The 23,076-nt window shown below is 60.4% G+C and carries 21 protein-coding genes; 15 read left to right on the top strand and 6 right to left on the bottom strand.

All coding sequences use genetic code 11. The features are described 5' to 3' along the window. Window positions 1–76 precede the first annotated feature (76 nt). Window positions 77–2,026 carry an ABC transporter substrate-binding protein gene (locus MOV63_RS16990; RefSeq protein WP_247035094.1) on the bottom strand — a complete coding sequence of 650 codons (1,950 nt, stop codon included), beginning with the start codon at window positions 2,024–2,026 and terminating at the stop codon, window positions 77–79. 194 nt (window positions 2,027–2,220) lie between these two features. Between MOV63_RS16990 and MOV63_RS16985 the strand changes: the two genes are divergently transcribed. From MOV63_RS16985 to MOV63_RS16970, 4 genes are read left to right on the top strand one after another with little or no spacing between them, the layout of a single operon-like run. Next, window positions 2,221–2,382 (top strand): hypothetical protein, encoded by a 162-nt coding sequence (locus tag MOV63_RS16985; RefSeq protein WP_247035093.1) that lies wholly within the window; start codon window positions 2,221–2,223, stop codon window positions 2,380–2,382. Beyond that, window positions 2,382–3,116, top strand: coding sequence for a FadR/GntR family transcriptional regulator (locus MOV63_RS16980; protein ID WP_040125121.1), 735 nt, complete (start codon window positions 2,382–2,384; stop codon window positions 3,114–3,116). Before MOV63_RS16985 ends, MOV63_RS16980 begins: the two co-directional genes overlap by 1 nt. Window positions 3,117–3,139: 23 nt before the next feature. After that, window positions 3,140–3,970, top strand: coding sequence for an NAD(P)-dependent oxidoreductase (locus tag MOV63_RS16975; RefSeq protein WP_247035092.1), 831 nt, complete (start codon window positions 3,140–3,142; stop codon window positions 3,968–3,970). Further along, window positions 3,967–4,848 carry an SMP-30/gluconolactonase/LRE family protein gene (locus tag MOV63_RS16970; RefSeq protein WP_247035090.1) on the top strand — a complete coding sequence of 294 codons (882 nt, stop codon included), beginning with the start codon at window positions 3,967–3,969 and terminating at the stop codon, window positions 4,846–4,848. Before MOV63_RS16975 ends, MOV63_RS16970 begins: the two co-directional genes overlap by 4 nt. A gap of 23 nt (window positions 4,849–4,871) precedes the next feature. On the opposite strand, the gene MOV63_RS16965 is transcribed toward MOV63_RS16970, so the two are convergent. Both MOV63_RS16965 and MOV63_RS16960 read right to left on the bottom strand, forming a co-directional pair. Next, a complete protein-coding gene (locus MOV63_RS16965; protein WP_157885319.1) occupies window positions 4,872–5,174 on the bottom strand; it encodes a hypothetical protein in 303 nt (100 codons plus the stop codon). A gap of 88 nt (window positions 5,175–5,262) precedes the next feature. Then, window positions 5,263–5,535, bottom strand: a complete 273-nt coding sequence (locus tag MOV63_RS16960) for an usg protein (protein WP_040125127.1) — start codon at window positions 5,533–5,535, stop codon at window positions 5,263–5,265. A gap of 281 nt (window positions 5,536–5,816) precedes the next feature. On the opposite strand from MOV63_RS16960, the gene groES reads away from it, so the two are divergent. From groES to MOV63_RS16925, 7 genes are all read left to right on the top strand, one after another. After that, the gene (groES, locus tag MOV63_RS16955; protein ID WP_040125129.1) at window positions 5,817–6,131 is read left to right on the top strand and encodes a co-chaperone GroES; all 315 of its coding nucleotides are present in this window, start codon (window positions 5,817–5,819) and stop codon (window positions 6,129–6,131) included. Window positions 6,132–6,178: 47 nt separating this feature from the next. Next, window positions 6,179–7,807, top strand: a complete 1,629-nt coding sequence (gene groL, locus MOV63_RS16950; protein WP_040125132.1) for a chaperonin GroEL — start codon at window positions 6,179–6,181, stop codon at window positions 7,805–7,807. A gap of 100 nt (window positions 7,808–7,907) precedes the next feature. Next, window positions 7,908–8,330 (top strand): hypothetical protein, encoded by a 423-nt coding sequence (locus tag MOV63_RS16945; protein WP_247035088.1) that lies wholly within the window; start codon window positions 7,908–7,910, stop codon window positions 8,328–8,330. Window positions 8,331–8,414: 84 nt separating this feature from the next. Next, a complete protein-coding gene (locus MOV63_RS16940; protein WP_040125136.1) occupies window positions 8,415–9,509 on the top strand; it encodes a glycosyltransferase family 4 protein in 1,095 nt (364 codons plus the stop codon). A gap of 16 nt (window positions 9,510–9,525) precedes the next feature. Beyond that, complete coding sequence (locus MOV63_RS16935; RefSeq protein WP_040125137.1) at window positions 9,526–11,736, top strand: amylo-alpha-1,6-glucosidase; 2,211 nt, start codon at window positions 9,526–9,528, stop codon at window positions 11,734–11,736. Next, window positions 11,733–12,218, top strand: coding sequence for a hypothetical protein (locus MOV63_RS16930; protein WP_247035086.1), 486 nt, complete (start codon window positions 11,733–11,735; stop codon window positions 12,216–12,218). Before MOV63_RS16935 ends, MOV63_RS16930 begins: the two co-directional genes overlap by 4 nt. A 376-nt stretch (window positions 12,219–12,594) precedes the next feature. Beyond that, a complete protein-coding gene (locus MOV63_RS16925) occupies window positions 12,595–13,350 on the top strand; it encodes an SDR family oxidoreductase (protein WP_247035085.1) in 756 nt (251 codons plus the stop codon). Window positions 13,351–13,528: 178 nt separating this feature from the next. Here the strand turns inward: MOV63_RS16925 and MOV63_RS16920 are convergent, their stop codons facing one another. Next, window positions 13,529–16,669, bottom strand: a complete 3,141-nt coding sequence (locus MOV63_RS16920) for an efflux RND transporter permease subunit (protein WP_247035081.1) — start codon at window positions 16,667–16,669, stop codon at window positions 13,529–13,531. 1 nt (window position 16,670) lies between these two features. Continuing rightward, on the bottom strand, window positions 16,671–17,810 hold the full coding sequence (locus MOV63_RS16915) for an efflux RND transporter periplasmic adaptor subunit (protein WP_247035079.1): 1,140 nt from the start codon (window positions 17,808–17,810) through the stop codon (window positions 16,671–16,673). Window positions 17,811–18,011: 201 nt separating this feature from the next. Between MOV63_RS16915 and MOV63_RS16910 the strand changes: the two genes are divergently transcribed. From MOV63_RS16910 to MOV63_RS16895, 4 genes are all read left to right on the top strand, one after another. Then, the gene (locus MOV63_RS16910) at window positions 18,012–18,683 is read left to right on the top strand and encodes a response regulator transcription factor (protein ID WP_247035129.1); all 672 of its coding nucleotides are present in this window, start codon (window positions 18,012–18,014) and stop codon (window positions 18,681–18,683) included. Next, the gene (locus MOV63_RS16905) at window positions 18,683–20,014 is read left to right on the top strand and encodes a HAMP domain-containing sensor histidine kinase (protein WP_247035127.1); all 1,332 of its coding nucleotides are present in this window, start codon (window positions 18,683–18,685) and stop codon (window positions 20,012–20,014) included. Before MOV63_RS16910 ends, MOV63_RS16905 begins: the two co-directional genes overlap by 1 nt. Before the next feature lie 101 nt (window positions 20,015–20,115). Continuing rightward, window positions 20,116–21,003, top strand: a complete 888-nt coding sequence (locus MOV63_RS16900) for a DUF3313 domain-containing protein (RefSeq protein ID WP_405029342.1) — start codon at window positions 20,116–20,118, stop codon at window positions 21,001–21,003. A 424-nt stretch (window positions 21,004–21,427) separates the two neighbouring features. Then, window positions 21,428–22,252, top strand: a complete 825-nt coding sequence (locus MOV63_RS16895; protein WP_247035123.1) for a MipA/OmpV family protein — start codon at window positions 21,428–21,430, stop codon at window positions 22,250–22,252. Window positions 22,253–22,352: 100 nt separating this feature from the next. On the opposite strand, the gene MOV63_RS16890 is transcribed toward MOV63_RS16895, so the two are convergent. Beyond that, a complete protein-coding gene (locus MOV63_RS16890; protein ID WP_247035077.1) occupies window positions 22,353–23,075 on the bottom strand; it encodes an amino acid ABC transporter permease in 723 nt (240 codons plus the stop codon). Between the last annotated feature and the right edge of the window lies 1 nt (window position 23,076).

Below are 23,076 nucleotides of genomic sequence, written 5' to 3'. Positions count from 1 at the left end.
GCTTCAACGTCCATGCAACGGGGCTGGAGGAGTGCCGCCGCCGATCAGACGGCGGCACCGGCGAGATAAACCCAGATCAGCTCGTGAAGGTGAACTGCTGTGGCAGAGCGGGACCCGGATTCGGCCAGGACCAGCTGTCCGGCTCCTTCTCAGGCACGTTGCGCAGATTGTTGCGGATGATGCCGAAGCCACCGACGGCAAGGCAGATCCCCATCACTTCGAAGTCCTCGGCAGCCAGATCGAAGATCTGCTTCATGACTTCCCCGCGCTTGGCGAGATCGGCCGTCGAGCGGGCGGCGTCGAAGAGCTTCATACGCTTCTTCTGGCTTTCCGGCGGTTCCTCGCCCTTCTGGCCGTTCGACGTGTACCAGAGCGTCCACGGGATCGCGTAGCGCGAACCCTGTGGGTGGAACGCGAAGTAGTCGCGCGGATCGAGCATCGGATCGAGACCGCCCGGGCCCGGCCAGACCTGCGCGTCGTGCGCATTGTCGTCGCCGCGGGTGTAGTAGAGCGCGCGCTCGATCGTATTGACCTTCATGTCGATGCCGATCTTGGCCCAATGCGCCTTCACCAGTTCCAGCGTATCCACGAGGTCCGGATAAAGCGTCGGGATGACGTCCACCGCAAAGAAGATCGGCTGGCCATCCGGCCGCAGGCGGATCCCGTTGGCATTCTTCTTGTCCAGGCCCGCCTTGTCCAGGAGGGCATTGGCTTTGTCCGGGGCGTATTCGGTGAACTGGCGGGCAAGCTTCTCATGGTACCAGGGATGACCGGGCCGCGGACCGGTCTGGTAACCTTCGCTCTGGCCGAAATAGACGATGTCGATGATTTCCTGGCGATTGATGCCCGTCGACAGAGCCTGACGGAAGGACTTGTCGGCGAAGATCTTGCGCAACACCGGGTCTTTGTGGGTCATGTTCAGATAGAGCGAGCATTGCTGTGCTGCGGACGGCACCAGCGTCATCAGGCGATAATCGCCCTTCTTCATGTTCTGCGATAGGGTCGGCTTGTTGGCGAGCACGCTGATATGGCGCTCCTGAATGTCGATCTTGCCGGAGATGACGTTCAGCATCAGGGATTCGACGTCCTGAGAGATGCCGAAATTCAACTCGTCGATATAGGGAAGCTGGTTGCCTTCCGTATCGACCTGCCAGAAGTAGGGATTGCGGGTCATAACGACGCGGGTTGCACCGCCCGAATAGGGCTCCTTGACGACCCAGGGGTCCATTGTCGGCTTTTCGACATTCGACCAGCGAGAAGGGATTTCGATATCGCCGCACTTGGAACGGAAAAGTTCCGTCCATCCTGCCGCTCCGGCCGCCTTCGCGTCCGCATCGAGGTTAGGGTTATATTTCGGAAGGAACTTGCTGCAGTAGTGCTTGGCAAACAGCGTCGGATGCTGGCCGAGCGGGGTCGCCAGGTTTTCCAGATAGAGCGCGTTGGCAGCAGCGAACGTGAACTTGACGGTGTAGTCGTCAATTTTCTCGACGATCACCGGCTTGCCGGCGACGGCAAGCTGGGCCGGCGTGGAGCTGTAAAGCTCCTTGTTCTTGACGACATCCTCGATCGCGAACACCACGTCGTCGGCCGTGAACGGATGACCGTCCGACCATTTCGCACCCTTCAGCAGATGAAAGGTGAACTGCGAGGCGTCGGCATTGACTTCCCACTTTTCGGCAAGGTTCGGCAGGACTGCGGTAAAGTCCATATTCCAGCGGACAAGGCCCTGGTTACCGACCATGCGCAGAATGCCGTTGTGGTCGGACGAGCCGCGCAGGCCGCGCCGCAACGTGCCGCCATACGTGCCGATCTTTTCCCAGGGCTTCACCACCATGGGGGTTTGCGGCAGCCGTTCGGCCAGCGGCGGAAGCTTTCCGTCCTTCACCAGGGCTGCCAGTTGCGGTGCTTCCTTGGCCCCGGCAGCGCTCGCGCTGCCGCCCGCCATGGACAGGGCCACTGCCCCGCTGACACCCGCCAGGAATGTCCGGCGGGTTACGCCGGAAGACATGATTTCATCGTCGCGCATAGATCTCCTCCCAATTCAGACCGTGCCGACCTGGTTGGCGATCTGGCCGGGTTCCCAGCCAACAGACCGCCATGGACCTCCATCCCATCGGCAAACGGGACCATAACCGGTTTTCAGATGATTACAAGTATTGACAGATTTTGACAGGCTCAATAGTCCTACCTCCCAAAAGCATGCCGAACGGGAGGAGACGCATGACTTACAATCCTCAAGACGTGGCCAATCCTCAAGACGTGGCGGAGGAAGCCTTCGTCGATCAAAGGCTCACGGCGGGCTGCAGGATTTCTGGTCTCTATTCTCCGGAACAGGAAGCGCAGCCCGAGTTCCCCGAATGGGGACGTGAAAAGGGACGTTGATGAACCAGGCCGGCGTGATAGCGGCAGCCAAGGCAGAGCCTCGCTTCAGCGACATCATCTACGAGAGGATCGTGGAAATGATTGCTGATGGCCGCTTTCCAGTCAATGAAAGGCTCCCGTCGGAGCCCAATCTCTCCGTGATGTTCGGTGCGTCACGGCCGGTCGTGCGCGAGGCCCTGGAGCGTCTGCGCGCCGATCAGCTGATCGTCTCGCGCAAAGGCTCCGGTTCATATGTGCGACAGCGGCCGGACTCTTCAGTCCTCAACCAGGTCCCGGTCGGTTCACTGGCCGACGTGCAGCGGTTTTTTGAGTTCCGGGCAGGCCTCGAGGCGGAAGCCGCGGCACTCGCGGCGCGCAACTGGCAGGTTAACGACAAGGTCCGCATCATGGCGGCGCTCGCGGCACTCGAACACTGTCTGGAGGTCGGAGAACTGGGCGCCGAGGAGGATCAAAGGCTGCATGATGCCATCGCCATGGCGACCGGCAACCAGTTCCACACGATCGTCCGGGAGTGGTTCAAGCCGCATTTTTCGATCGGCATGTCGGTGACGCGTAGCCTCAGCCTCAAGCGGACGCCGCTGCATGTCCGCCATGTGCAGGACGAACATGCGGCAATCGTCGAAGCCATCCTCGCCCGTCGGGAAACGGATGCGCACAACGCCATGAAAACGCATATCCTGAATGCGCGCGCCCGCATGTTCCAAGGCGTCGAGGCTCAATCTATCGACGCCTGATGGCGGCCGCAGGGAGACGCATTTTGAAACGGATCGCAATAACCGGCGGGGCAGGCCGCATTGCCACCCAGCTCAGGGATTTTCTGCGCCCTGTCGTGCAGCATGTCAGGCTGATCGATGTCAGACCGGCGAAAGAGCTGGCATCGAGCGAAAGTTTTTTCGAAGGCAATCTCGCGGATGCAGATGCGATGCGCGCCGCCCTCGACGGGATGGACGGCGTCATCCATCTTGGCGGTCTGCCTAACGAGGCAGGCATCGACGACATGCTTCAGACAAATATCCTCGGTACCTACAATCTCTACGATGCAGCCCGCGCAACCGGCGTGAACCGCGTTGTTTTTGCCTCCAGCAATCACGCAACCGGCTTTTATCCGCGGTCCGAAACGATTACTCCATTCGACATTCCCCGCCCCGACACGCGTTACGGCCTGTCAAAATGCTGGGGCGAGATGGTGGCAGGCTTTTATTACGACAAGGCCGGCATCTCGACACTGTCGATCCGCATCGGCAACGCTGCCGCCTATCCGAACAGCGAACGCACGGCTGCCATCTGGATCAGTCCTCGCGACCTCTACCAGCTCGTCTGGATCGGCCTTACCCACCCGGAAATCGCTGCCGCTGTCGTCTACGGCGTTTCGGGCAACGATTCCGGCTGGTGGCGCGACGAAACTGCCGAGCGCCTCGGTTATCGCCCGCAGGACCATAGCCGCGATCACCTGCGTATAGAACCGGCAACCGAAAGTGCAGTGGCCGCATTCTTTCATGGCGGCAGCTTCTGCGAAACCGAACACGACGGGCAAGTCAGGCAGCGCGACAGAAATGGCCTGATCGTTCCTGGAAAGGCTGGGGCATGAGCAAACCGGACATCATCACCCCGAAGGTGCGACGGGTCATCAACTTTCCGCTGAAGGTCGGCGAATCGCCCACCTGGGACGACCGCACCGGAGATCTCTGGCTGGTCGACATCCTGGCGCCGGCAGCGATCTGCCTGCGCGCCAATGGACATATCGACCGGTACGACATGCCGCACAAGATCGGCTGCCTGGCCCTCTGCGAAAGCGGCGATATCGCCGTGGCGCTCGAAAATGGCGTTCACCTCCTGAACCCGAAAACCGGGACCATGAAGCTGCTCTGCGATCCTGATGGCGGGCGCCCCGACAGCCGGCTCAACGACGGCAAGGTCGGGCCCGACGGCTGCTTCTGGGTCGGCACCCGTGACGAGGCTATCCCGCAGACCGGCAATGCTCGCCTTTATCGCGTCATGCCCGACTGCTCCTTCACCACGATCATCGATGGCGGGCTCCTGACCTCCAATGGCCTTGCCTGGAGCCCTGACGGCCGAACCATGTATCACTCGGACAGCAGCGGCCTTTTTGCTCAGGTCTTCGATTTCGATCCGCAGAAGGGCATCACCGGTCCTCCTCGCCGGCTGCACGATTTCGCCCCGGAAGAAGGCCGGCCGGATGGCGCCGCCATGGATGCGAATGGTTTCTACTGGATCGCCGGCATCCTCTCGGGTGGTGTCAACCGGATGTCGCCGGAGGGCGACGTCGTCGAGATTTACAGAATGCCGGCGAAATCACCGACCATGCCCTGTTTCGGCGGGCCGGATCTCGCGACGATCTACGTCACCACCCTCTCCACCGACAACAACGGCACGTTCGAACACGGGACGCTCTTTGCCTTCGAAGCCGGCGTCCGCGGCACACCCGTCCACCGTTTCAGGATTTGAACCCGTCGCCGATCGCGGCACGCTCAGTGGACTGCCATGCTTGACATTCTATAGGGATGTTGGGCATTGAACTGCGAAATCATCGCCTTTGCCTGCTTGAGCACGCGCTCCGCGCCGTCAGGATCATCACGCGCGAGCTCATCGGCATTCGTCCGGATTGCCTCGGCCATATTGTTTGACAGCATCGCGAAATGCCTGATGCCCTCGGCCCAGGCCTCCCGCGCCGTTCCTTGGAGAGCCTGCGCAAGGTTGATGAAAATCTCCTCGCGCTCCTCGACGTGGAGATCACGGATCGTTTCTTGTTGTGCTTCCGTTTTGCCACTCACTCAAAAGCCAATGTGACGGTGACGAGCTCATGAGAGCCTCGGCTGGCGATGAGTTAGGAAGCGAAAAATCTCTGTTCAAGTGCTGTCGTTAGTGCAGCTTGAACTCGCCGTCCACGCGGCGCCATTCGTGCGGGCCGATCAGGCGCTGGTGGGTGTAACGCACGGAGTGAAGCGGGCCGTCAAGGTTGACCTGCCAGAAATCAAGAAACCTGTGCATCTCCGGGAAATCAGGTGCCAGATCGTAGTCCTGCCAAACATATGTCTGCAGGACGGATTCGAAATCGGGGATATGGTAGAGGATGTGAGCAGTGGTAAGGCCGTAGCCGTGGAGCTGACGTTCCATATCTGATGAAAATCGCATGCTTCGTCTCCGTTTCATGCCGTCTGAAGCGGGTGCTTTTTTTTTGCGGCCCATCAACATTTTCAAAACGCCAAGCCCACGTTTGTTGTTCCTTTCCAGCGCCTTGGCAGCCAGCTTGAAAGAGTGCTGATTTTTTGCGCGGGCTCTCTTGAAATCCCGAAATCTGCAAACCAGATCATTTCGCGCAAAACGCTCGCGCGAGGTTTTGCACCCGCCCGGACTGGTCATCCGGTCCGGCCAGGGGGAACAACGTCATCATTGTTTGTCCATTGGAGGAAAACATGTCGTTCCGACCGCTTCACGATCGCATTCTCGTCCGCCGGGTCGAATCCGAGGAAAAGACCAAGGGTGGCATCATCATTCCCGACACTGCCAAGGAAAAGCCACAGGAAGGCGAGGTCATCGCCGTCGGCCCTGGCGCGCGCAACGACGCCGGCCAGGTCCAGGCCCTCGATGTCAAGGTTGGCGACCGCATCCTGTTTGGCAAGTGGTCCGGCACCGAGATCAAGATCAACGGCGAGGACCTGCTGATCATGAAGGAAAGCGACGTCATGGGCATCATCGAGGCCCAGGCCGAGCAGAAGAAAGCCGCCTGAGAACACCATCCATCAATCAAGCAAGCTGCCTAATCGAGGAGTGAAAAATGGCTGCGAAAGAAGTCAAGTTCAACACCGATGCCCGTGAACGCATGCTGCGTGGGGTCGATATCCTGGCCAATGCCGTGAAGGTAACGCTTGGGCCCAAGGGCCGCAACGTCGTCATCGACAAGTCCTTCGGAGCGCCCCGCATCACCAAGGACGGCGTGTCGGTCGCCAAGGAGATCGAACTGGACGACAAGTTCGAAAACATGGGCGCCCAAATGCTGCGTGAGGTGGCATCGAAGACCAACGATCTAGCCGGCGACGGCACGACGACCGCCACCGTGCTTGCCCAGGCGATCGTCAAGGAGGGCGCAAAGGCCGTCGCTTCCGGCATGAACCCGATGGACCTGAAGCGCGGAATCGACCTTGCCGTCGATGCGGTCGTCAAGGAGCTGAAAGCCAATGCCCGCAAGATCTCGAACAATTCCGAAATCGCCCAGGTGGGCACCATTTCGGCCAATGGCGATGCCGAGATCGGCCGCTATCTTGCCGAAGCCATGGAAAAGGTCGGCAACGAAGGCGTGATCACCGTCGAGGAAGCCAAGACCGCCGAAACCGAACTCGAAGTCGTCGAAGGCATGCAGTTCGACCGCGGTTATCTCAGCCCCTATTTCGTCACCAACCAGGACAAGATGCGAGTGGAGCTCGAAGAGCCCTATATCCTGATCCACGAGAAGAAGCTCTCCAACCTGCAATCCATGCTGCCGGTGCTGGAAGCCGTCGTGCAGTCCGGCAAGCCGCTGCTGATCATCGCTGAAGACGTCGAAGGCGAAGCTCTCGCTACCCTCGTCGTTAACAAGCTGCGTGGCGGCCTCAAGATCGCAGCCGTCAAGGCCCCGGGTTTCGGCGACCGCCGCAAGGCCATGCTCGAAGACATCGCCATCCTGACGGGCGGCACCGTCATCTCCGAGGATCTCGGCATCAAACTGGAGAACGTCACACTGAACATGCTGGGACGGGCGAAGAAAGTGTCGATCGAGAAGGAGAATACCACCATCATCGACGGCGCCGGTTCCAAGGCAGAGATCGACGGTCGGACCACCCAGATCCGCGCCCAGATCGACGAGACGATCTCCGATTACGACCGAGAAAAGCTGCAGGAACGTCTGGCCAAGCTGGCCGGCGGCGTTGCCGTGATCCGCGTCGGCGGCTCGACGGACGTGGAGGTGAAGGAAAAGAAGGACCGGGTTGACGACGCACTGCATGCGACGCGGGCCGCCGTCGAAGAAGGCATCCTGCCCGGCGGCGGTGTCGCGCTGCTGCGCTCCGTCAAGGCACTCGATAACCTCGGCACGGCCAATCAGGATCAGCGGGTCGGCGTCGAGATCGTCCGCCGTGCCATCGAGGCTCCCGTTCGCCAGATCGCCCAAAACGCCGGCGCCGAAGGTTCGGTAATCGTCGGCAAGCTGCGCGAGAAGAGCGAGTTCTCCTACGGCTGGAACGCTCAGACCGGCGAATATGGCGACCTTTATGCGCAGGGCGTCATCGATCCGGCCAAGGTCGTCCGTGCTGCACTGCAGGACGCCGCCTCCGTGGCTGGCCTGCTCGTGACGACGGAAGCCATGATTGCGGAAAAGCCGAAGAAGGAAACCGCTCCTGCCATGCCCGCAGGGGCGGGCATGGATTTCTGAGTGATGGTCCGGCCCGCCCTTTTCAAAGGGCGGGCCAACCCGTTCAACCAACAAATCGACAACCGGGCGAAATGTCCATCTCCAGCAATGGGGTCACAGGATGAGAAAGGAAAATATCGACAATACCGCACCAGAGCAGGCCGTAGAAGCAATCAGCGCCGCGCATCTGCTGCACCCGGCTTCGCATTTTAATCACCCGCGGGACGTGCTGGCGGCCGAACATATCGGCAGGGACGAGAAGCGGGCGATCCTCGCCTCATGGGCTTCCGACATATCCGCTATTGAATCCATGCCGGCCTTGCGCCGTTATCCGGGCATGGACAACATCGTCACTTATGACGAAATCCTGGAGGCTCTGAAAGCGCTCGACGGCGGCAGCGATCCTCTCCCCGCGCCGACCCTGCCAGTTTTAGTGGAAACGGGCAGAAGCGACCGCAGAAAGCGACGAAACCGACGGCTTCGCGACCGTTTCGGCCTGTGCAGCTACTGGAACGGACGTCGCCGCCAGTTGTTTGAAACCTGAGGACTTCGACCCCGCGTGCTGTCCTGACGGGCGCGGACATGATTTTTGCCGACGACTCTTTGCTCTCACGAGGAGGTTTTGCCGATGAAGATCGCTCAGATCGCACCGCTTGCTGAAAGTGTTCCGCCCAAGCTCTACGGGGGAACCGAACGCATTGTTTCTTATCTCACCGAAGAGCTTGTCGCCCAGGGCCATGACGTCACTCTCTTTGCAAGCGGTGATTCCGTCACCGATGCCAAGCTGGTGGCGTGTTCGCAGGTCGCATTGCGGCTCAACCCGGCCGTCAGGGACCACCTGCCGCATCAGATCGTCATGCTGGAGGAAATCCGCCGCCGGGCGCACGAATTCGATGTCCTGCATTTCCATATCGACCTGTTGCATTTCCCGCTGGTCCGAGATTTTGCCGACCGCACGGTGACCACCTTGCATGGTCGCCTCGACCTGCCGGACCTGCATCCCTTTTATCAGGCCTTTCCCGAAATTCCGCTGGTCTCGATCTCCAACGACCAGCGCCGCCCGATGCCGCCGGTCAACTGGTCCGGAACCGTCTACCATGGTCTGCCCGCCGATCTCCTCCCCTTCACTGCAACGCCGAAAGGCAATTACCTTGCCTTCCTCGGACGTATTTCGCCGGAGAAGCGGCCGGATCGCGCAATCGCGATCGCGGCAAAGGTCGGCATGCCGCTGAAAATCGCGGCCAAGATCGACAATGCCGACAAGGCCTATTGGGAGACGGTGATCGAGCCGATGGTCAAGAGCCATCCGAATGTCGAATTCATCGGCGAGATAAACGAGCACCAGAAGGCCGGTTTCCTCGGCAATGCCGGCGCGCTGCTTTTCCCGATCGACTGGCCCGAGCCCTTTGGACTCGTCATGATCGAGGCCATGGCCTGCGGCACACCGGTGATCGCCTTCCGCTGCGGCTCCGTTCCGGAGGTGATCGACGACCGGGTCTCCGGCGTTCTGGTCGAGAGCGTGACCGAGGCGGCCGAAAATGTCGAATGGGCGTTGCGGATGGATCGGAGACAAGTGCGCGGCACATTCGAGAAGCGTTTCACCTCAGAAAGAATGGCGCGGGACTATCTTGAGCTCTATCGCAATCTGCCCGGCGTCCGCACCAAGGCCGCACGTATCCGTCGGTCAACCGGCCAGGCGCTCGACCTCCAGGTGGTCGCCTGAATCTTGAGGAGAAGCCATGTCGATCACCTCTGCGGACAACCCGACCGGGGTGCTGGCCGGCCCAGGCGCACCGGTCGCGCAATTCTTCATTCCCGCTGCCGCATCGCTGCAGGAGCGGCGGCCACGCACCCTGAAACACGGCGATACCTTCGCCGTCTTCGATCACAACGGCGACGCGCTCTGCGGCCCGGGCAGCCCCGAAGGCCTCTTCCACCGCGACACGCGCTATCTTTCTCACCTCTACCTGTCGATCAACGGCCGGCGCCCGATGTTGTTGTCGTCGACATTGCGGGACGACAACGCAACGCTCACCTGCGACCTAACCAACCCCGATCTCTTCGACGAGAAGGGCAAGCTCATTCTGGAGCATGACCTCATCCATCTGCGCAGGTCGCGCTTCCTGTGGAAGGCAACCTGCTACGAGCGGCTGACCGTCAAAAATTATGACGAACGGCCGCAGCACATTCGCATAGAGATCGCATTCGCAGCAGACTTTGCCGATCTTTTCGAGGTCCGCGGTACCGTGAGGGGAAGAAAAGGGCGCCATCTTCCGGCTGTCATCGAGCAGGGTTCCATCCTCCTCTCCTATGTCGGTCTGGACAGCAAGAAACGACTGACACGGCTTTCCTTCGACCCGCAGCCGGATAAGTTTGGCAGTGACCTTGTCGTCTATGACCTCGAGCTGGCGCAGCATGAAATCCGCTCGCTGTTCATCGAGATCGGCTGTGACCCGGCGGCGCAAACCGACAAGCCCGGCTACCGTTCCTTCTTTTTTGCCTTGCGGGATGCCCGCCGGGCCTTGCGCGCCGCGTCTTCGCGCGCGGCGTCGATCACGACGTCGAACGAGATCTTCAACGAGGCTGCACGCCGCAGTGTTTCAGATCTCTACATGCTGATGACCGATAAACCGGAAGGCCCTTATCCCTACGCCGGCATACCTTGGTTCAGCACCGTCTTTGGCCGCGACGCCCTTATCACCGCGCTTGAAACGCTCTGGCTCGATCCGAACATCGCCCGCGGCGTCCTCGGACACCTTGCGGCCAACCAGGCGACGGAGATTGACCCGGCATCGGACGCCGAACCGGGGAAAATCCTGCACGAAATCCGTTCCGGAGAGATGGCTGAACTGGGCGAAGTGCCTTTCCGGCAGTACTACGGCAGTATCGACTCGACTCCGCTTTTCGTGATGCTGGCCGGGGAATACCTGAAGCGAACCGGTGATCTCGCGACCATCTATCCCCTCCTGCCGCACATAGAGGCGGCGTTGACATGGATCGACGAGCACGGAGACCGCGACGGCGACGGCTTCGTTGAATATGGGCGGCAGACGGAAGAAGGCTTGATCAACCAGGCATGGAAGGACAGCCACGACTCCGTTTTCCACACCGACGGTACACTGGCCAACGGGCCAATCGCGATCGCTGAAGTGCAGGCCTACGTTTACGGCGCCTGGCAAGCGGCAGCGGAGATCTTCCGCCGGCTGGACCGGCCGGAACAGGCAACAAGCTTTATGGCAAGAGCGGAGGGCTTTCGCCGGGCGTTCGATTCCACCTTCTTCGACGAAGAGCTTGGCACCTACGTGCTGGCACTCGACCGGGACAAGCGGCCTTGCCGGGTCCGGTCCTCGAACGCCGGCCACGCGCTCTTTACCGGGCTCGCCTATCCGGACCGGGCCGAACGGGTCGTCCGCACGATGATGAGCGCCTCATCCTTCTGCGGTTGGGGCATCCGCACCATTCCATCGACCGAGGCGCGTTACAATCCAATGAGTTACCACAACGGCTCGATTTGGCCACATGACAATGCCCTGATCGCCAGCGGCCTCGCTCGTTACGGGTTTAGAGTGGAGGCGGCTCGAATATTCGAAGGGCTGTTTACGGCTTCGACCTATATCGATCTGCGCCGGCTTCCCGAACTTTTCTGCGGACTGGCGCGCCAGCGAGCACAAGGGCCGACTTTCTATCCGGTCGCATGCTCGCCGCAGGCCTGGGCCGCGGCAGCGCCACTCTCGCTGTTGCAATCGTGCCTCGGCCTCGACTTCGATCCGAACGCGTTGCAGGTCAGCTTCAACGAGCCTCGGCTCCCGCCTTTCCTCGACGAGGTCACCCTACGGCATCTGCTGGTCGGACATGGTTCGGTCGACGTGACTGTCCGGCGCTCGGGACGAGAGGTCGTCGTCCTCGTTGTCGATCGCAAAGGCGATATTCGGGTTGTCACGACGGCATGACCAATGCCGCAATGAGCAGCGGCGACGTGGCGGTCGTTCAACATTCGGCGGTTTCGATTGTTTTTAATACAGCGGGAACTTTAGATGCTACCCGCGGTTTGGATGTCGTTGAGATAACTGAGAGGAAACACTTCATGATCGTAAAGCTTCTCACTGTGAGCGCTCTTGCACTTGGTCTTGCTACTTCTGCATTTGCACAGGGTACTGGCGGCGGCACCGGTTCGGCCGGTTCGGGCTCGACCGGCACTTCAGGCACCGGCACATCGACCGACGCCACCGGCACTGGAACCCCGGGAACTGGAGCCGGAGGCGCGATAGTGCCCGACACGACAACGACGGGCAGCACCAACGCGCAAGGCGCGGGTAATGCGGGCAGCACGAATGCTAATTGCGGCCAGAGCCCGACCACTGCGGGGGCAAATGGCACCAACGCGTCTACGTCCGACCCGAACAGCCCGACGAACCGGGCAAACTCGTGCTGATCCCGATTTCGCGACATTTCGTTGCCTCAAGCCCCATAACCCCTACCGGCTATGGGGCTTTTTAATATTCCCAAAGGCAAACACCGCTCGGGCAACGGCGTTGACCGCGGGTGCTGGCTCGGTTAGTTGTTTGGCTGCAGCGATGAAACCCGCGCTGTCGTAGGCGTTACCGTCATCCAACGCGTCCTTTGTCGAGAAGGTCCCAGCAGGGAGAGCTCGACTTTGAAGGCGCGCGGTATGGATTTATATCATCACCCAAGGCCGATCTTTCGCCAAGACTAAGGAAACCTGGTCTTCGATGAGGGGTGCCCGTATGGGTTTCGATGACTACGCCGTGGCCTTTCCCTGAAAGCAGAACTTCGGAAAGGTTCCAACAATGAGAATGACCGACAACACTATACTGTTCACTGGCGGCACGAGCGGGATTGGCCGTGCGCTTGCCAAAGCTCTTCATGATCGAGGCAACCGCGTCATCGTAACGGGACGGCGGCAGGACCTGCTTGAAAGCATCGCGGCCGGTCGCCCCGGCATTGTCGGGATGCACCTCGACTTGGACGATCCCCACTCCCTGACGCGCCTGGCGAGCGACGTCCGCGTGCGGTTCCCCGACCTTAATGTATTGATAGCCAACGCCGGGATTTCTCGAACTGAGGATATCGCGTCTGGTGATTGGAAGGTGGCCGAGGCCGAAACGATTGTGCAGACGAATATCCTCGGAGTGCTGCGCGTGATTGCCGCCTTCCTGCCGACATTGAGGAAGCAACGTCACGCAACTATCATGGCGACCAGTTCGGCGCTCGCCTTCGTGCCTCGCGCCGACTTTGCCACATATTGCGCGAGCAAAGCGTTCCTGCATTCATGGCTGGTCTCGCTGCGCCACCAGCTTCGCACCTTGCCTGTCGAGGTTCTCGAATTGTCGCCGCCCTATGTCCAGACCGAATTGACCGGTACGGCACAGGCTGCCGATCCTCGCGCGATGCCTCTGGGCTCTTATATTTCGGAGGTGATTGCGATGCTCGAGCAAGGCAACCACCCTCGCGGCGAGTTGCTCCTCGAACGCGATCAGGCCCGCCGCTGGGCTGAACGCGACGGGACTTATGACAACATATTTGCCGCCCTCAATCCCGCCTAAAAGGGGTCGGCACAATCCCTTGGCCTGCCAGCCGACCTACCTCTAACCGAGCAAGTCCGCTACATGGTGAACCGCCTGGAGAGAAGAACCAGGAGTACAAGCGGCCCTCCAAAAAGGGCCGCCATCATGATGGCGGAGAAGAGAAACCTGCCGAAGAGGCGGAGAACGGTTTTACGGGTCATTGCTTTGCCGATTTCGGCGATTGGAGTTCGTTTTCGCTGGTCGAATGCGTCCGCACCCTCCCCGCAATCCACTGCGTCAGACTGTCGATGCAGGAGAGGATGACAGGCACCACGATCAAGGTCAGGAGGGTATAGCTGACAAGGCCGCCGATGACGGCATGCGCCATCGGAGCCCGTTGCGCGCCACCGCCGCCGGCCGCCATCGCGAGCGGGATCATGCCGGCGATCATCGCGAGCGATGTCATGATGATCGGCCGGAACCGTACCGCGCCTGCATTGACGAGCGCCTCGCTGAGGGTCGAACCCTGCCGGCGCTCCCGGTTGGCGAAATCGACCAACAGGATGCCGTTCTTGGTAACAAGCCCCATCAGCATGATGAAGCCGATCATCGAGAACATGTTGATGGTGCTTCCCGCGACCATGAGGCCAATAAGCACGCCGACCAGCGACAGCGGAAGTGCAGCCATGATCGCGATCGGCTGGGTGAAGCTTCCAAACTGCGACGCCAACACGACATAGATGAAGATCACCGCCATCGTCAGCGCCTTGAACATGCCGCCTGTCGCTTTCTCTATGTCCTCGGAATCGCCACCGAATTTTATGCGGTAGCCCGTCGGAAGATCCTGCTTGGCTACCATGGCCTCCAGTTCGGCTGTGACATCCCCCGCGGCTCGGCCAGATATATCCGCCGAGATCAGGATCTCTCTGGACATGTCGAGACGACGGATTTCGGAGGCCGCCGGGACGACCGCGATGTCCGCGACCTGATCCAGTCGGACCATGCGCGGGCTGCCGCTTGCGTCGTCGCCTGCGACTTTGATCATCAACTCCCCGAGAGCGGCGGCATTGGAGCGCTGGTCGCGGGGAAGCCGGACGACAACATCGTAGGTCTGTCCGCGCGTATCGGTCCAGGTGGAAACGTCTTCGCCGCCGATCAGCGGCGAGAGCATTCCGGCCAACTCGGAGATACCGATGCCCAAATCACTCGCCTGCTCACGCTTGAGCCGAACGGAAAGGATGGAATTTTCCTCGCCAGCGCTTGAATTGATGTCCACCATGCCAGGCATCCCGCGCATGCCTGTGGTCAGATCCGCCGCGATCTTTTCCAGTACCCGCTGATCGTCACCCAGAACGCTTAGTTGGATCGGACTGGCGTCTCCGCCTAAGCCCTCCTGGATGATGGCGATCTTTGTTCCCGGTATGACGGAAAGGCGTTCTCGGATGGGACCCGCGATGGTGGCAGGCGTCCGTTTGCGTTGCTCCAACGGCACGAGGCTGACGAGAATGGCGGCTTTATGTTTGCCCATGGTGCTGCCGGTGTTGATCGTCGAGTAGATCGAAGCAACTTCCGGAAACTCATGCAGCGCCTTCTCGATCTGCCCAACCTTGGTGCGCGTGTAGTCCAACGAAGAACCTGCCGGCGTCGTCACGTTGATCTGGAATCGACCTTCGTCCGCATTGGGAACGAATTCGACACCCACCAGGGGAACCATCAAAATGCTGCCGACGAGGATGCCGCCAGTCAGTGCGAGCGTGATCAAACGATGTCGCAGGGTCCAGCGGATGATCTGCTGATAGCGCTCGGCGAGCTTTTCGAACCCGGCATCGAAGTGAGCGATCGATCGTCCAACCGGTCCGCGCCTTGCGCCGGGCTCGGCGTCGGGATCATGCCAGACGCTGGAAAGCATAGGGTCGAGGGTGAAGGCGACGAACAGCGAGATCAGCACGGCAGCGGAAACTGTAACCCCGAACTCGTAGAAGAAGCGCCCAACCATGCCTTCCATGAACGCGACAGGCAGGAATACGGCGACGATCGTGGCGGTCGTCGCCGTCACCGCGAGGCCGATTTCGCTCGTGCCATCGAGAGCCGCCTTGAAATGCGATTTGCCCATGTGAAGATGGCGCATGATGTTCTCGCGCACCATGATCGCATCATCGACAAGAATGCCGATCGAGAGCGTCAATGCCAGCAGGCTGAGCATATTGAGCGTAAAGCCCAGAAAATCGATGACAGCGAGCGTGCCGATCATGGCGATTGGAAGCGTCAGCCCCGTGATCACCGTGCTTCGCCATGAGTTGAGGAACAGGAAAACGATGACGACCGCCAATGCCGCTCCCTCGATCAATGTCGATTGCACCTGGCTAAGCGACTCCTGAATGGAGGTCGAGGCATCCATGATGATTTGAAGCCGCATGTTTTGGGCACTGAGTTCGGCATTCAGCTGATCTAGCCGCTTGCGAACATCGCTCACCACCTGCACGGTATTCGCATCCCGGACTTTGACGATGGCGACAGCGAGCGCGGCTTCTCCGTTATAGATCGCACGACTTTCCTGATCCGCGGCGCCATCCTTTACGGTGGCAACATCGCGGAGATAGACAGCTCCGCCGCCGCGGCGAGCGACGATCATATCCAGAAGATCCTTGGGTTCCGCAATCCGCCCTTGCACCTGAATAGTGCGGTCCGTCAGACCACTGATCACGCTTCCGGCAGGCTTGTTCTGATTGGCAGCCCGGAGGGCCTTGATGACTTCGTCAACGCCGATACCCAATGCGCGCAGCCGCGTCTCATCGATGCTGATGTCGACCTGCCGTTTCTGCCCGCCGATCAGCGTCGCCTGCCCGACCCCGGCTATCGTCGTCAGTTGGCGCAGCACGCGCTGGTCGGCGATCGTTGTTAGTTCCGGCATGCCGAGAGAAGGTGAACTGATCGCCACCGAAAGTATCGGTTCGTCCGATGGATTGAACCGCGCCACGACCGGCTTGTCGGCTTCCTCCGGAAGCTCTGCTTCGAGGGCTGCTATCTTGTCGCGGACATCCTGCGCTGCCGTCGTGCTCTCCACCTCCAGCTTGAACTGGGCGATGACGACCGACCGCCCTTCGTAGGAGGTCGACGTGATCTCATCGAGGCCGCTGATCGTATTGAGCGCCTCCTCGACGGGCCTGGTCACCTCCGTCTCGATGGTTTCGGGCGTCGCACCTGGATAGGTCGTCGTGACCACGACAACCGGGACGTCGACATTCGGAAACTGGTCGACGCCGAGGCGCTCGTAGGAAAACGCGCCAAGCACAAGCAGCACCACCATCATCATGGTGGCGAAGACGGGATGACCGATCGAAATGCGGGTGAGAAACATGTCAGCCCGCCTTCGGGATCGTGACGGTGACGTCCGGTCGCAACTCAGGCAGCGGTACGGTCACGATCGTGTCGCCGTAGGCCAGGCCTTCGGATATCTCCAGGCTGTCACTCCCGCCTGATCCCGATCCGACAGTCACGGGTTGGCGGACGAGACGGCCTTTTTTCAGCTTGAGGACATAGTCTCCCGTCTCGTCCTTGCGCAGCGAGATAGCCGGTATCACGATCGCGTCTTCATTTTGCCGGACCAGGATCGCGCCCGTCGCGAACGATCCGCCTCGCAGGCGGGCGCAACCGTTGGAGAGCCGGATATAGACCGCAATGAAGCGCGTGCTCTGGTCGGCGACGGGACCGATACGATCCACGCTTCCGACAACGGTTTGCCCGTCAAGCCCGTCGATGTGCAATTCTGCCCGTTGGGCGATCGCAACGCGGTGCACGTCGCGCGTCGAGACCAGGACTTTTGCTTCCAGAATGCTCGTATCGACGATCGTGAAAAGTTCGGCGCCGGCGCCGACGCGGGAGCCCTGATTGATCGCCCGGCTTGAGACGACCCCGTCGAACGGCGCCAGAACTTCGGCCTCCCGCAAAGCGGTGCGTGCGATATCCGCCTGGGCTGAAAGGCTTTTCTGTCTGGCAGTCGAAGCGGCAACTTCGCTTCGTGCCTTGTCGAGCTGCTCCTGGCTCGCGATGTTCTTATCCGCGAGTTGTTCGATCCTGTTGAGCGACTGCAAGGCAAGCAGCATCTCCGCCGCCGCGACATCGCGATCCCCTTCACGCTGATTGAGGAATGACTGGAGATCGTCCGTCTCGAAACGAGCCAGCACGTCCCCTGCCTTGACCGCCTGTCCCGCAACGGCGCGAACCTCGATGATCCTGCCTCCATCCTTGGCGTGTAGGACGGCGCGATTGATCGGCTCGAGGTCCCCGCTGACGCGCAGCCGTTCCACCACGGAAGTGGGCCGGATGTCGGCAATTTCCGAAGGAGCCAGTTCCAGCGGTTTATCGCGTTGGTTCGCCGCGACCGCCGCGACAACCTCTTTCACCCGTTCATTCGCATCGACCGTTCCGCGTGCGGGATCGATAAACACGACGGCGAGGTAGACGCCTCCCAGAAGCATCCCCGCCTTGGTCAATCTCATTGTCCATTTCAAAGCCATAGCGACATTCCCTGGATTTAAAGCACGGCCACCTGCGGGCGGCGCCTCGCGTTTTCGCGACTGGATGGTTCCGGTTGCTAGGCTTTGAGAATTGCAGCAACATTACCTGATGGTTCCTTTGTCCCCGTCATGCTGCCGCAATCTTCGCGGCAGAGAACAACGGGACAGGAGAGCCAAGGGACGATGAGACTTCTATTGATAGAGGACGAGAGAGAGCTGGCTGACGCTCTTTCAGCGGCGCTGAGCAAACACGGCATTGTCACCGATCACACCACGCATCTTGCGGACGCTTTCGAATTGACGCGCCAGAATACCTACGATGCAATCCTTCTCGATCGACGGCTGCCTGATGGCGAAGGGCTGACCTTCATTCCGATGTTGAGGCGGACAGGCACCGACGCGCCGGTCATCGTGCTGACGGCGCGCAATGAGCCGTTGGAGCGTGTCGAAGGGCTGGATGTCGGCGCGGACGATTATCTGGGCAAGCCGTTTCTTGTGGACGAGCTGATGGCGCGATTGCGGGCGGTTTTGCGCCGACCGCCAAGTCTGGCGGAACTTCAAATCACGGTGGGCCGGATGGTGATCGATCCCCTGCATTTGAGCGTAACCGTGGCGTCGACCCCGCTCGACCTGCCCCGGCGCGAACTTCTCGTCCTAGTGGCGCTGGCCAAGCGGAAAGACAAAACCGTCCTTCGATCGACCCTGGAGGCCGCAGTCTACAATTACGAAGAAGAAATCCAGTCGAACGCGCTCGACGCGCATATTTCAAGATTGCGCAAACGACTGCTGGATGCCGGTGCCGGTGTCGCGATCCACAATATCCGCGGCGTCGGGTATCTCCTGAGGGAGGAATGATGCACGACAAGGCTACCCCTTCGCTTTGGTGGAAGCTGAGTTGGCAACTCAGCCTGGTCATCGTCGCAGTTATTGCTGCGGTAATCCTCGGGCTTTGCGTATGGGCTGCTACGATCATGTCGCCTAACATTGCCATGGAGGAGAAGATCGGTTCTGCGATAGCCGCGGCCGCGACACGCGACAGCCAAGGACGTTTGGAGCTACGAGAAACGCCGAGGCTAAGGGCACTCAAGGAACAGAACAGCTCGCTTTGGTATGTGGTGGCCACGATAGATGGTGCGTCCGTGTCCTATGGCACCATCCCTCGACCTTATGCTGAGCTCGCCCATCTGGTCCATCTGTTCGACGACGCGGACATACGGGGATCCGCTGCGACGAAGGAGGCCGCGACGATTGACAATGCCGAAGCAGCCGTCGGCGAGGTTCGGATTCTGTCTGGCGGCGTGGCTGACAAAGGCTCGCCGGTCTTCGCCCTTCTGGCAAAGGCCTACCCGATCTACGTCTCTCTGCTCGCGGTCGCCTTGCCTGCGATCTTCCTCGCCGTCCCGCGAATCGTCGGCCGTGCGCTTGCAAGAATGAGCGATGTCGCTGGCAAAGCATCGCAGATCCAACCGCGCCAGTATGGAGCACGCCTGCCGGTCGAAGGTATTCCCAAAGAAGTTGCTCCGCTGGTGATTGCATTCAACGGTACGCTGGAGCGGCTTGAGAACGAATTGAAGAAACGCCAGCGCTTCCTGATCGACGCGGCGCATGAGCTCAGAACGCCGATCGCCATCATGCAGACCCGGATCGACGGGATGCCCGAGGGTCAAGAACGCAGGCGATTGCTGAACGACGTTGCGCGTTTGGCCGAGACCGCCGAACAGCTGCTCGACTTTGAGCGCAACGACCAGGCGACCGATCTCCATGAAGCGGTCGATCTCGTCGAGATCGCACGGACGGTGGTTGCCGATCTGGCCCCTCAGGCGATCGCCGCCGGCTACCAGATCTCTTTTCAAAGCGAGGTGGAAAGCGTTGAGCGGCGCGGCAGCCCTTCCGCTCTGCCAAGGGCGGTCAGCAATCTGGTCCGCAATGCGATCGACCACGGTGGCGATAGGGGAATGATCACTGTTTCGGTCTCGGCCGGCGGGCGGATCACCGTGGCCGACGAAGGGTCAGGCATACCGGCCGAACATCAGGAGCTGGTTTTCGAGCCCTTCTACCGCGTTACCCCCAAAAGCAGAGGCGCAGGGCTTGGTTTGAGCCTGGTGAAACAGATCGTCGCAAACCATCGCGGACAAGTCAGTCTCCAAAGCGGCTCGACCGGAACGCAGGTTGCAATCGAACTCTGACAGACGGCACCGTGCTCGCCCGTGACCGCTCCTCTGTAATGCCGCCGCAATCCTTTGCCCTCACTGTCATCCCAGAACATCCCTGACGGAGGCCAGAAAGCGTGCGCAGCAATCCATCCATTCAATTGTTTCCCCGACGTCTCGGCCCTTCACCAATTCCTGCTTTCAGATCTCTGGGTCTCGCTTTGTCTCTGACCCTTGCGGCAAGTGGATGCACTTCGGTGCCTCTGAAGGAAGGAGGCACCTTGACCTCCTACGGCAATCTCGGCGCACCGAAAGGAACGCTGGCCAAGAAACGTCTCTACATTGATGGTGGACATATGGCCACGGTGAAGACCGTCAGCATCATGCCGACGACTTTCTCTTTCAGCGCCGCATCCCGCATCAAAACGGAAGCCGACCGCTCGCTGGTGTCTAACGTTCTGGACCGGGCGCTCTGCGTCGCCCTCAGCGACAAGTACCAGATGGTCTCGGCCGGCCAACCCGCGGATCTGACAATACGGTCCGTCGTCACCGATATTGTCCCGACGAACAAGACGATGGCCGGGGTCGCGACCGCCGTCACCGTCGGCACCGGCTTTGTCCTGCCCGTCAGCGTGCCACGCCTGCCCTTCGGCCTCGGAGGATTGGCCGTCGAAGCGGAGGCTGTCGATGGCGGCGGCATTCAGAGCGCGGCGATGGTGTGGGCCCGCGGCGCAAATTCGATCCAGGACAAGCCCCGCGTTTCTGAAGTCGGGGACGCATACGGCCTCGCCTCGAAGTTCGCGTCCGACTTTTCGCGAATGCTCATTTCCGGCAAGGAGCCGAAAGGATTGAACGTCTCCCTTCCTTCAGGGCAAAGGATGCGGTCCTGGCTCGGCGGAAAACCGAAATACCCGGCGTGTGATGCCTTCGGGCGAGCGCCGGGATTGGTGGGCGTCGTGGCGGCCAAGTATGGCGCGCCGCCGGAATGGATCGACAAGAAGCCAAAACCGATCATTACACACTGACATATCATCCAAGGGGGGCGGCATACGCGTCAGCGAAGCCGTTGCACTTTTTACGGAGGAACGGCGGTCGAGCCCTCCAGCGACCGGCGGCTCCGTAAGGCGGCATGGACGGACGGAGCAATGGCCAGCACCCCCAAAGCCTTGCTCCGTTCGTCCGCTGCTCGCCGGCATTCGCAGCAGGATTAGTGGCTATCGCTTGGCCCTGGCGCACCGACATCGCCGGCTGATTTTCATCTCGACTTGTAATGCTGCGGCAATTCTTCAACCGCAACTTCTCCCCGAAACCATACCCCGGTTTCTTTAGCTTTTATAATCAGGAGTTAATTTGGTGAGCCAGCACGATCAACATCATCCGGAAGATCGGCACCGCAATACGGTCTTTAGCGGAGTTGGGGCTTCCGACATCATTCAGCGAAGGTGGACGATAAAAATCTCGATCGCGGCATTGGCCGCAGCCTCGGCACTCTTCTCGGTCACGGCGTTTGCTGCCGACCTTGAAGCAACGGACGCGGCGATTGCCCCTCCCCAGCAGTTCGATACCGGACGCTACGGCGGAATTCGCGGCAAACTGCATGACTGGAAGGTGACGATCGGCGTCGGAGCAATTTATATGCCCGAATACGAGGGATCCGACGAATTCGAGGTGCAGCCGTTTCCGCTTATCTCCGCCCAATTCGGGGAGCGGGTGCACCTCGATACCAGTGGCCTCACTGTCGATCTTTTCGAAACAAACGGTTTCAGGGTAGGTGTTACCGGTGGCGTCGAGATGGGGCGCAAGGAGGACGACTCGGACCATCTGCGTGGTCTGGGCGACATCGACATGGGCGGCGTCATCGGAGGGATCGTCAGCTATGACGTCGGTCCATTCGGCGTCTACGCCAAGTTGGACAAGACCATAGGCGGCAGCGAGGGACTGACCGGCACTTTCGGCGCGAAAGTTTCCCATCGCTACGAACGCTTCATCTTCTCCGCCGATGTGTCCGGCACATGGGCCGACGACAAACACATGGAGTCGTATTTCGGGGTGACGTCGATCCAGTCAGCTCGGTCCGGCCTGGCGGAATACGAAGCGAAGGCGGGGATCAAGCGCGTCGATCTCAAGGGCTCGATCACCTACATGATGACCGAGAACTGGAGCGTCACGGGCGCCGGCGGCGCGGGTTTCCTGCTCGGGGATGCCAAGGACAGCCCGATCGTCAAGGACGACGTTCAACCCTTTGCAATGCTGGCAGTCGGATACAAGTTCTAAAGGCGAGTAAAATCGTGCGGCAGCTGTGACGGCTGCCGCTCCTGCAGCAATTGCGTGAGCGAGGGCGAACCGGCCCGCTCGATATCGTTCGGACTGCAGCTCAGGTCATGGTGGCTTGCAGGGCAACCGTAGGCGCCGCTGGCTGAGTCCTGCCATTCGCACGCAGGTATGGTTTCGCGAAATGTCGCTCGAACTTCGCGCCCAAGGCAGATATCGACCAGCAGAGAGCGAAATACGCGATCAGAATGGAACCATAGATCAGATAGGCCGGGCTTCCTCCGCGCGCGATGGTTGTCTGCTCGATCAGGATCTGCGCCGAGCGCAGCAGTTCATTGACACCGAGGACCGCACCCAGAGAACTCGCCTGGGTGAGGCTGGTGATAAGGCTGACGTAAGGGGGCAGGATGACAGGCATCGCCTGTGGGAGGATGACCAGAAACAGTCCTTTCCAGCCGCGCAGGCCGGATGACAGCGCAGCTTCCCGCTGGCCGCTCGGCACGGACAGCAAGCCGGCGCGAATAATATGCGCGCCGTTCGCCCCGCCCCAGACCGACACGCTGAGGGCGCTCGACCAGAACGGATTGAACGATAGCCCCGCATGCGGCAGCACGAAATAGACCATCAGGACCGTGACCATCAGCGGAATGTCGCGAAGGCATTCGACGAGACCGTAGACAGGTCGTCTCAACCACGCCGATTGGGCGGAAAGGCCGGCTGCGAAGATCACCGCGAAAAGCGTACCGCCTGCGATCATGACCGACGAGAGAAACAGGGTATTCAAGAGACCGCCCAACAGGAAGGACTGGAATTCCAGAAGCAGCATT

Source organism: Neorhizobium sp. SHOUNA12A, from assembly GCF_023006505.1.
Taxonomy (GTDB): Bacteria; Pseudomonadota; Alphaproteobacteria; order Rhizobiales; family Rhizobiaceae; genus Neorhizobium.
This window is presented reverse-complemented; position numbering and strand designations above follow the sequence as displayed.